General features: G+C 72.5%; 1 protein-coding gene. It reads right to left on the bottom strand.

Annotated elements, in window-relative coordinates:
* Positions 1-11,601: type I polyketide synthase (locus tag ACIP8W_RS31295; RefSeq protein ID WP_402205773.1), on the bottom strand; the 11,601-nt coding region annotated here is incomplete at its 3' end.
* Between the last annotated feature and the right edge of the window lie 105 nt (positions 11,602-11,706).

Genomic DNA, 11,706 nt, shown 5'->3' with positions numbered 1-11,706 from the left:
CACCGCACCAATCCCCACCCCACCCCCACAACCAGCCAGCACAGCAGCGACCTCCTCCTCGGACGCCTCCACCGCCACCATCACCCCACCCGAAGGCAACCCCTGCATCAACCGCCCACGCGCCACCACCAACCGACACGCATCCACCAACGACAACACACCCGCCACATACGCCGCCGCCACCTCACCCACCGAATGCCCCGCCACCACATCAGGCAACACACCCCACGACCCCAACAACCGGAACAACGCCACCTCGAACGCAAACAACGCCGGCTGCGCAAACCCCGTCTCATCCACCAGAACACAGGAAACATCGAACATCACCTCACGCAAAGACCCCGACCACCCCCCCAACACCGGCCACTCACCCAACAACCCATCAAGAACCCCACACACCTCATCAAAAGCCACAGCAAACACCGGAAACCCGGCATACAACTCCCGCCCCATACCCACCCGCTGGGACCCCTGACCCGAAAACAGCAACCCCAACCCACCACACCCCACGCCAGACACACCAGACACACCAGACACCGAACCCGAAGCAACAGCCCGAAGACCTGCCACCAACTCCGCCCGGTCACCACCAACCACCACAACACGATGCTCGAAATGCGTCCGGCCGGTCGCCAACGACCGCCCGACATCAACCAGAGGTATCCCCTCCCCGGCCGGCGAAACAGCCCACTCCGCCAACCGCCCCGCCTGAGCCCGCAGCGCCTCGACCGAACACGCCGACACCACCCACGGCACCACCACGGGGTCCGGCTGTTCCTCCGAGTCGCCCGGGACCGGGGCCGGAGCCTGTTCCAGGATGACGTGCGCGTTCGTACCACTGATCCCGAACGACGACACACCGGCGCGGCGCGGGCGGCCGGTCTCGGGCCAGGCACGCGCCCGGGTGAGCAGTTCCACCGCGCCCGCCGACCAGTCCACGTGCGAGGACGGCCGGTCCACATGCAGGGTCGCCGGCACCGTGCCACGGCCCATCGCCAGCACCGTCTTGATCACACTGGCAACACCGGCAGCCGCTTGCGTATGGCCGATGTTTGACTTCACCGACCCCAGCCACAACGGCCGGTCCTCGGGCCGGTCCTGGCCGTACGTGGCCAGCAGCGCCTGCGCCTCGATCGGGTCGCCGAGGGCGGTGCCCGTGCCGTGCGCCTCCACCACGTCCACCTCGGACGATGTCAGCCGCGCGTTCGCCAGCGCCTGCCGGATCACCCGCTGCTGCGAGGGACCGTTCGGCGCCGTCAGCCCGTTCGAAGCGCCGTCCTGGTTGACCGCGCTGCCCCGTACCACCGCCAGGACCGGGTGTCCGAGCCGCTGCGCGTCCGACAGCCGCTCCAGCAGCACCAATCCCACGCCCTCGGCCAGGCTCATCCCGTCCGCGCCATCGGCGAACGCCTTGCACCGGGCGTCCCGTGCCAGCCCCCGCTGCCGGCTGAACCCGACGAAAGCCCGCGGGTTCGCCATGTAGGCGACACCGCCGGCCAGGGCCAGGGTGCACTCGCCCTGCCGCAGTGACTGCGCGGCCAGGTGCATGGCCACGAGCGACGACGAGCACGCCGTGTCCACGGTGACCGCGGGGCCTTCCAGCCCGAAGGTGTACGACAGCCGGCCCGACAGCACGCTCGGCGCGCTGCCGATCAGTTCCTGTCCCTCGGAGACGGCGGAGTCCTGCTGCGAACCCACTCCGTAGTCCTGATAGTTGCTGCCGACGAAGACGCCGGTGTGGCTGCCGCGCAGCGTCGCCGTGTCGATGCCCGCCCGTTCGAACGTCTCCCAGGAGGTCTCCAGGAGCATCCGCTGCTGCGGGTCCATGGCCGACGCCTCACGCGGTGAGATTCCGAAGAAATCCGCGTCGAACTCGGCGGCGTCGTGCAGGAAGCCGCCTTCCCGTACGTAGGTGTGTCCCGCGCGGTCCGGGTCCGGGTCGTACAGGCCGTCGAGGTCCCAGCCGCGGTCCGTGGGGAAGCCGGAGATGGCGTCGCCCTCGGCGGCCATCAGCTCCCACAGCTCCTCGGGAGAGCCGACTCCGCCCGGGTACCGGCAGCCCATCGCCACGATCGCGATCGGCTCGTCCGCCTCGGCGGCGGCCACAACACCGGCGAGGGCCCCGTCCGTGGTACGTGGTGTGCCCGCGATCCGTCTCAGGAGGTACGCGGTGGTGGCCTGCGGGGTCGGATGGTCGAAGACCAGCGTGGCGGGCAGGGCGAGCCCGGTGACGTCCCGCAGCCGGTTGCGGAACTCCACGGAGGTAAGGGAGTCGAAGCCGAGGTCGCGGTAGGGGCGTACGGCGCCGAGCGCGCCCGTCGTCGTGTGGCCGAGCACGGCCGCTGCCTCGGTGAGCACCACGTCCTGGAGGGCCTGGGCGCGCTCGTCCTCGGGGAGGGTGTTCAGCCGGCGGACCAGCTCCGATTCCGTGTCGTCCGCCGGGCGGGACGCGCCTTCCCGGCCGTCGGCCGCCGTCTCCGTGAAGTCGGCGAGCAGGGGGCTGGGGCGTGCCGAGGTGAATACCGGGGTGAAGCGGCCCCAGTCCACGTCGGCGACGGCCACGTAGGTGTCGCCTTCGTCCAGTGCCTGTTGCAGCGCGGTGATCGCCAGGTCGGGGGCGATGACGGGGATGCCGCGCCGCAGCAGCAGCTTGTTCAGCGCCACCATGCCGTCGCCGTCCCAGGGGCCCCACCCCACGGAGGACACCGGGAGCCCCTGTGCCCTGTACCGCAACGCCAGAGCGTCCAGGTAGGCGTTGGCGGCCGCGTACGCGCCGTGGTCCGCGACCCCCCAGGCGGCGGCGATCGAGGAGAAGAAGACGAAGGTGTCCAGGTGATCGAGGTCGAGGAGGTCGAGGAGGTGCCGGGCACCGGCGGCCTTGCCGGACAGGACGTCGGCCAGCTCGGCGAGGTCCGTCTCCGCGAGGGGGGTCAGCCGGGCGACCCCCGCGGTGTGCACCACGGTACGGACGGGCGTGCCGTCGGCTTCGAGGCGCGCCAGCAGTGCCGCGACCGCGTCACGATCGGCCATGTCGCAGGCGGCCACCGTCACCGGGACCCCGAGTTGGGTACGGAGGTCGTCGGCGCCTGCCGCGGCCTCGCCCGACCTGCTGACCAGTACGAGGTGTTCGGCGCCCTGGCCGGCGAGCCAGCGTGCGACATGGGCGCCGAGGGCGCCGGTGCCGCCGGTGATGAGCACGGTGCCCTGCGGGGTCCACCGCCGCCGCTCACCGGTTCGGGGGCCGGTGGCCCGCGCCAGTCGGCGACCGTGGAGCCCGGTCGGGCGGATCGCCACCTGGTCCTCGCCCCGGGCACCGGCCACCACCGACACCAGCCGGCGCACGGCTTGCTCGTCCGGCTCCTCGGGAAGGTCCACGAGGCCGCCCCACCGTTCGGGGTGCTCCAGGGCGACGACCCGGCCCATCCCCCAGATGTGGGCCTGCACCGGGCGGTTCGGTGCCCGGTCGTCGTCGACCGACACCGCTTCGGATGTCACCGACCACAGCGGCGCGTCGATCCCGGCGTCGCCCAGCGCCTGCACCAGCGCCAGTGTCAGCGCCAGACCGGTCGGCACCTCGGGGTGGAGCGGGAGGCCGTGTTCGGCGAAGGCCAGGAAGGAGAGGACGCCGGCGATCGGGCCGGTGGAGGACAGCCGCTCGGCGAGCGCCGCCCGGTCCGTCGTGGTCGCGCCGACCGGCCACGCGGCGACGTCGGCGCCGCGTTCGGCCAGCGCCCTGGCCGAGGTGATGACCCGCTCGTCCGCTCCGTACTCCTCGGGGAACACCAGCAGCCAGGTGCCGGACGGGGATGCCGGGGTCGGTGTGTCGGCGACCCGTCGCCACTCGACGCGGTACCGCCATGCGTCGACGGTGGACCGGTCGAGGCGTTTCCTGCGCCACGACGACAGCACCGGGAGCATGGTGTCGAGCGATGAGGTGTCGTCCCGCGTACCGAGATCCAGCACGTCGGCCAGCGCGTCGAGATCCTCGCGTTCGACCGCCGACCAGAACCGGGCGTCGACCGGGTCGACGGCCGGGGCGCCGGTCCGCTCCGGGGCCTGCGTCCCGAGCCAGTAGCGCCGGCGCTGGAAGGCGTACGTCGGCAGTTCCACCCGGTGTCCCGGGGTGTCCGTGAACAGGGTCCGCCAGTCGATCCGGACCGCGTGCGTGTGTGCCTCCGCGAGAGAGCGCAGGAACCGGCCGGGGCCGCCGTCGTCGCGGCGCAGCGAGCCGAGGACCACGGCGTCGCCGTCCGCCGCCTCGATGGTGCCCTGTATGCCGACGGCGAGCACCGGGTGCGGGCTGGATTCGATGAACACACCGAATCCCTGCTCGACCAGGGCCTGGGTCGCCCGGTGGAGTTCCACGGTCCGGCGGAGGTTCTGGTACCAGTAGTCGGCGTCCAGTCCGGTGGTGTCGTACCAGTCCCCGGTCACCGTGGAGAAGAACGAGAGGGAGCCGGGCCGCGGTGTGATCGGGGCGAGCGCGGCGAGCAGCTCGTCCTGGATGGCCTCGACGTGGGCGGAGTGGGACGCGTAGTCCACCTGGATCTTCTTGGCGCGGACCTGCTCGGCTTCGAGTTCCGCGTGGAGGCCGTCGACGGCGTGGATGTCGCCGGACAGGACGACCGACTCCGGGCCGTTGACCGCGGCGACGGACAGCCGGTCCTGCCAGCGCGCCAGATGGGGTCGCACCTGGTCGAGGGCGAGGGGGACGGACAGCATGCCGCCCTGTCCCGAGAGCGCGACCAGTGCCTTGCTCCGCAGTGCCACGACCCGGGCCGCGTCCTCCAGCGACAGGGCGCCCGCGACACAGGCGGCGGCGATCTCGCCCTGGCTGTGGCCGAGTACGGCGTCGGGCTCCACCCCGTACGAGCGCCACAGCTCGGCCAGCGACACCATGACGGCCCACAGCGCCGGCTGGACCACGTCGACGCGGTCGAGCGGCGGGGCGTCGGGGGCCTCGCGCAGTACGTCCGTCAGCGACCAGTCCACGAAGGCCGCGAGGGCGTCCTCGCATTGGCGGAGGCGGGCGGCGAACACCGGGAAGGCCGCCGCGAGGTCCTGGGCCATGCCGATCCACTGGGAGCCCTGGCCGGGGAAGACGAACGCGACCCGGTCTCCGCTGTGCGGTGCGCCGCGCACCAGGCTCGGCGCGGAACGGCCCTCGGCCAGTGCGGCCAGGCCGGCCAGCAGTTCGTCCCGGCCGGCGGCCACCACGGCCGCGCGGTGGTCCAGGGACGAACGGGTCAGCGCCAGCGAGCACGCCACGTCGGCGGTGTCCGTCCCCGGGTGGTCGGCGAGGTGCGCGAGCAGGCGCCCGGCCTGGGCGCGCAGCGCGTCGGGCGTGGCGCCCGACACCAACCACGGGACCACGGCCGGATCGCGGGGTGTGGTCCGGTCGGTGTGGTCCGGGGTCTTAGGCGCCGTGTGCTGTTCGATGATGACGTGTGCGTTGGTGCCGCCGACCCCGAAGGCCGACACACCGGCCCGGCGGGGCCGGTCGGCCTGGGGCCAGGGCCGTGCCTCGGTCAGCAGCTCCACCGCTCCGGCCGACCAGTCGGCCTCCGGTGTCGGCTGCTCCACGTGCAGTGTCTGCGGCGCCACACCGTGGCGCATCGCCATCACCATCTTGATCACACCGCCCACTCCGGCGGCGGCCTGGGTGTGACCGATGTTGGACTTCAACGCGCCCAGCAGCAGCGGCCGTTGTGCGGGCCGGCCCTGGCCGTACGTGGCGAGCAGGGCCTGCGCCTCGATGGGGTCGCCCAGCTTCGTGCCGGTACCGTGCGCCTCGACGACGTCCACTTCGGACGGTGTCAGCCGGGCGTTGGCCAGTGCCTGCCGGATCACCCTCTGCTGCGAACGCCCGTTGGGCGCCGTCAGACCGTTGCCGGCGCCGTCCTGGTTGATGGCACTGCCCCGCAGCACGGCGAGGACCTCGTGGCCACCCCGTCGCGCGTCGGACAGCCGCTCCACGAGCAGCATGCCCACGCCTTCGGCCCAGCCCGTACCGTCCGCCGAGTCCGAGAACGCCTTGCACCGGCCGTCCGCGGCCAGCCCGCGTTGCCGGCTGAACTCGATGAACGTGCCGGGGTTCGACATGACGGTGACGCCGCCCGCCAGCGCGAGCGAGCACTCGCCCTGACGCAGTGACTGCACGGCCAGGTGCAGGGCCACCAGCGAGGCCGAGCACCCCGTGTCCACGGTGACCGCCGGCCCTTCCAGACCGAAGGTGTACGACAGCCGGCCTGACGCCACACTGCCTGCGGCACCTGTCAGCGCGTATCCGCCGAGTTCGTCGGTCGTCTCGTGGAGCCGGGGCACGTAGTCCTGACCGGTGCAGCCCACGAAGACACCGACAGCGGCACCACGGAGGCCGGCCGGGTCGATGCCGGCCCGTTCGAACGCCTCCCAGGAGGTCTCCAGCAGCAGCCGCTGCTGCGGATCCATCGCCAGCGCCTCGCGCGGCGAGATCCCGAAGAACTCCGCGTCGAACTCGGCGATGCCGTCGAGGAACCCGCCCTGGCGTGTGTACGTCCTGCCCGGGACGCCCGGCACGGGGTCGTAGATGCCGTCGATGTCCCAGCCGCGGTCGGTCGGCATGCCCGAGATCACGTCATGCCCGTCGGCGACCAGCTGCCACAGCTCTTCCGGGGAGCCCACTCCCCCCGGGAAGCGGCAGCTCATGGCGACGATCGCGATCGGATCGTCCGCCACCTCACCCGCCGGGGCGGGCGCCGTATCCCCGGCCTCCGTACGGGGCGCGCCGAGGAGTTCGCCTGCCAGGTGTTCGGCCAGGGCGGCCGTGGTCGGGTGGTCGAACAGGGTCGTGGCGGACAGGCGCAGCCCGGTCGCCTCGTTCAGGCCGCTGCGCAGTTCCAGCGTCATCAGCGAGTTGAACCCGAGGTCCTTGAAGGGCCGGTCGGTGCGGATCGTGTCGGGTGTGGCGTGTCCGAGCGCGTCGGCGACCCGGCCTCGCACCAGGTCGAGCAGGATGCGTCGGCCTTCCGCCCCGGATGCCTTCGCGAGGCGGCCGGCGACCGGCGACGCGTTCCCCTCCCGCGCGGTCTCCGCCGACGTGTGGCCGACGAGGCGCGCCACCTCGGGCAGCTCCGCCAGCAGAGGGCTGCGGCGGGCGATGGTGAACAGCTCGGCGAACCGTGTCCAGTCCATGTCCACCACGGTCAGCGCGGTCTCGCCGTCCGCGAGCGCGCGGTCGAGCGCGCCGATCGCGCGGTCGGGGTCCATGGCCGTGAAGCCGCTGCGGCGCAGCTCGCCCATGTTGATGACGGCGGTGTCCGCCGCCATGCCTTCACCGTCCCAGGGGCCCCAGGCCACGGCCGTCGCGGCCAGGCCGTCGGCTGCCCGCTGGCCGGCCAGCGCGTCCAGGTAGGCGTTGGCCGCGCCGTACGCCCCCTGTCCACTGCTTCCCCAGACAGCGGCCGCCGACGAGAACAGCACGAAGGCGTCGAGGTCGGTGCCGAGCGCTTCGGCCAGATGGGCGGCGCCGCCGACCTTCGCGTCGAAGGACACGGCGAGGTCCGCCGGGGTGGTGCGGGCGAGCGGCTTCGTCACTCCCACACCGGCGGTGTGCACCACGGCGCGGATCGGGTCTCCTTGTTCCGCGCACCGGTTCACGAGTTCGGCGACCGCGCGCCGGTCGGAGACATCGCAGGCGACCAGTGTGACGCGGGCGCCCAGCTCGGTGAGTTCGTCCCGCAGCCGGTCCGCGCCCGGCGCGGCCGGTCCGCGTCGGCCGGCCACCACCACGTGGTCGGCGCCGTTGCCGGCGAGCCATCGCGCGACCCGGGCGCCCAGCGCTCCGGTGCCGCCGGTCACCAGCACGGTTCCGCCGGGCCGCCATGTGCGGCCGGTGCGGGTCGGCGCCGGGCCGCCGCGTACGAGCCGACGGCCGAACACACCGGCGGCCCGGATCGCGACCTGATCCTCGTCGCCGTCCGAGGCCAGCACTCCCACCAGCCGCTCCAGCACCCGGTCGGTCAGCGTCCCGGGCAGGTCCAGCAGACCGCCCCAGCGTTCGGGGTGTTCCACGGCCGCGGCCCGGCCCAGGCCCCACACCTGTGCCTGGGCGGGGCTGTCCAGGCGGTCGGAGGCGCCCACCGACACGGCTCCCTGGGTGAGGCACCACAGCGGCGCGGCGACCTGGGCGTCGCCCAGGGCCTGTACCAGACGGAGCGTCGCGGCCAGGCCCGCCGGCACCGACGCGTGCGCCGCGTCCGTGTCCTCGTGCAGGGCCAGCAGCGACACCACCGCACGTATCGCGCCGCCTTCTGCGGGCACTCCGACGAGCCGCTCGGCCACGTCCGTACGGTCCGCGCCCGCCTCAATGGCGAGCCGCTCGACCGCCGCGCCTCCCGAGGTCAGCGACCGGGTGATCACGTCGGCCCGCGTGTCTGCCTCGCCCGTGGCCGGCACCACGAGCAGCCATGTCCCCGAGAGCCGGGACGCCGTCGGCTCCGGCAGCGGTGTGAAGATCACCCGGTACCGCGTCGAGTCCGCCTCGGGCCCGGTCTCCGTCGGGGTCTGCGGCCGGTCCAGCCAATAGCGCTGCCGTTGGAAGGGGTAGGTGGGTATATCCGTACGCGTGGCGCCGGTACCGGCGAACAGGGTGTCCCAGTCGACGGGACCGCCGTGGGTGTGCACCTGTGCGAGGGCGTGCAGAAAGCGGTCCGGTCCGCCCTTCTGACGGCGCAGGGAGCCGGTGACAACACCGGTCCGGCCGAGTGCGTCCAGTGTTTCCTGTACGCCGATCGTCAGCACCGGATGCGGGCTGGCCTCGATGAACACACCCCAGCCGCCATCGGCCAGCGTGCGGACGGCCTCCTCGAACCGGACGGTCTGCCGCAGGTTGCTGTACCAGTATTCCGCGTCCATCGGGGTGGCGTCGTCCAGCCACTGCCCGGTCACCGTGGAGAACACGGGAACGGTGCCCGGACGTGGGGCGAGCCCGTCCAGCGCGTGCAGGAGTTCGTCGCGGATCCGGGCCACCTGCGGGCTGTGCGAGGCGTAGTCCACCGGGATCCGCCGGGCCCGGATGTCCTGGGCGGCCAGCGCCTCCAGGAGCTCGTCCACGGCCGGGGAGTCACCGGACACCACCGTCGACCCCGGACCGTTGACCGCGGCGACGCCGATCTGCCCGGAGTCGGCCCACGGCCGGATCCACTCGGCCGTGTCGGCCTCGGACAGAGGTACGGACACCATCTGGCCCGCACCGGCCAGAGCGGTGATCGCGCGCGAGCGCAGGGCCACGACCTGGGCGGCCTCGTCCAGTGTCAGGACCCCTGCGACGCAGGCAGCGGCGATCTCGCCCTGGGAGTGGCCCACGACGGCGTCGGGGTGCACACCGTGGGACCGCCACAGCGCGGCGAGCGCCACCATGACCGCCCACAGCGCGGGCTGTACGACATCCACTCGCTCCAGCGACGGAGCACCCCCCGTCTGCGCCAGCACCTCGTGCAGCGAGTGGCCGTCCCAGTCCACGTACTCGGCCAGCGCCTGGGCACACTCCGCCAGTACGGTCGCGAACTCCGGGAAGTGCTCGGCCAGTTCCAGGCCCATCTCGGCCCACTGCGAGCCCTGTCCGGGGAAGACGAACACCACGCGCCCCGCGCCGTCCGCCGGTGCCCGTCCGGTCGCCAGGTTCGTCGCTGTCTCCCCGGAGGCCAGCGCTTCGAGCCCGGCGAGCAGTTCGTCCCGTTGCCGTCCGACCACCACGGCGCGGTACTCGAAGGAGGAACGGGTCGCGGCCAGCGAGTAGCCCACATCCACCGGACGTACGGACGGGTCCGCGGTGACCTGGGCGATCAGCCGAGCCGCCTGCTCACGTACCGCGCCCGTCTCCCGGGCCGACAACAGCCAGGCGACAACCGGGTCGATCGCACCGGGAGCCGCGTCCCGCGTCGGGGTCACATCAGCGGTGTGTTCGAGGATGACATGGGCGTTGGTGCCGCTCACACCGAAGCTGGAGACGGCGGCGCGACGCGGCCGGTCCGTGTCCGGCCAGGGCCGCGCCTCGGTGAGAAGCTCCACGGCACCGGCCGACCAGTCCACATGCGAGGACGGCCGGTCGACGTGGAGCGTGGCCGGCATCGTTCCGTACCGCATCGCCATCACCGACTTGATGACTCCGGCGATGCCGGCGGCGGCCTGGGTGTGACCGATGTTCGACTTCAACGACCCCAGCCACAGCGGCCGTTCCCCCGGCCGGTCCTGCCCGTACGTGGCCAGCAGCGCCTGCGCCTCGATCGGATCGCCCAGCTTCGTACCCGTACCGTGCGCCTCCACCACATCCACCTCGGCAGGGGTCAGCCGCGCGTTGGCCAGCGCCTGCCGGATCACCCGCTGCTGCGACGGGCCGTTGGGCGCGGTGAGCCCGTTGGAGGCACCGTCCTGGTTGACCGCACTGCCCCGTACCACCGCCAGCACGGGGTGGCCGTTGCGCTGTGCCTCGGACAGCCGTTCCAGGAGCACCAGACCGACGCCCTCGGCCCAACCGGTGCCGTCCGCCGCCTCGGCGAACGCCTTGCACCTGCCGTCCGCCGCCAGCCCGCCCTGGCGGGAGAACTCGGCGAACATGCCCGGTGTGGCCATCACTGTCACACCACCGGCCAGGGCCAGGGTGGACTCGCCCTGCCGCAGCGACTGGCAGGCCAGGTGCAGGGCCACCAGCGACGACGAACACGCCGTGTCCACCGTGACCGCGGGGCCTTCCAGCCCCAGGAAGTACGAGATCCGGCCGGAGGCCACACTGACCGTGCCCCCGGTCAGCAGGTGCCCTTCGAGCCCGTCCGCGGGATCGCCGAGCTTGGGGGTGTAGTCCTGCGCGGTGGCGCCGACGAAGACACCGGTACGGCTGCCGCGCAGGGACGCCACGTCGATACCCGCCCGCTCGAACGCCTCCCAGGAGGTCTCCAGCAGCAGCCGCTGCTGCGGATCCATCGCCAGCGCCTCACGCGGCGAGATCCCGAAGAACTCCGCGTCGAAATGATGACCGTCGTAGAGGAACCCGCCCGCGGTCGGGAACCGTCCGGCGTCGGCGTTCCAGCCACGGTCCGACGGGAACACGGAGACCGCGTCGACACCGTCACGGACCAGCTCCCACAGGTCCTGGGGCGTCTGGACGCCGCCGGGGAACCGGCAGCTCATCGCCACGACGGCGATAGGATCGTCATCGACCGCGCGGGACGCCACGACCTCGGCGGCGGGAGCCTCGGCCCCCGTCAGCCGCGCCAGGACGAACTGCGCAGCCTCCGCGGGGCTCGGGTGGTCGTACAGCAGCGTCGTGGCGAGAGGCAGGCCGGTGGCCGCGCACAGCCGGTCGCGCAGTTCCACGGACATGATGGAGTCGAAACCCAAGTCCTTGAAGGAACGCGTCATCTCCACGTCGGCGGCAGCGGTGCCGAGCACCAGCGCGGTCAACTGCCTTACTGTCCCGGCGGGATCCGGGTACGTCAGCTGCTCCGGGTGGTCTGTCACCCCCTCCTGGGGCACGACATCCGCAGCCGCGGGCGCGACGGCAAGCTCAGGAACGTTCTCCAGCCAGTAGCGGGAACGCTGGAAGGCATACGTCGGCAACTCCACACGCCGCACGGACCCCCCCGCGAAGAACACCCCCCACTCCACCGGAAAACCACCCACGAACAACTCACCCAACGCCGACACCAACGCGACAGGCTCAGCCCGGCC

Origin of the sequence: Streptomyces sp. NPDC088554, assembly GCF_044752945.1 — a bacterium.
Classification (GTDB): domain Bacteria; phylum Actinomycetota; class Actinomycetes; order Streptomycetales; family Streptomycetaceae; genus Streptomyces.
This window is presented reverse-complemented; position numbering and strand designations above follow the sequence as displayed.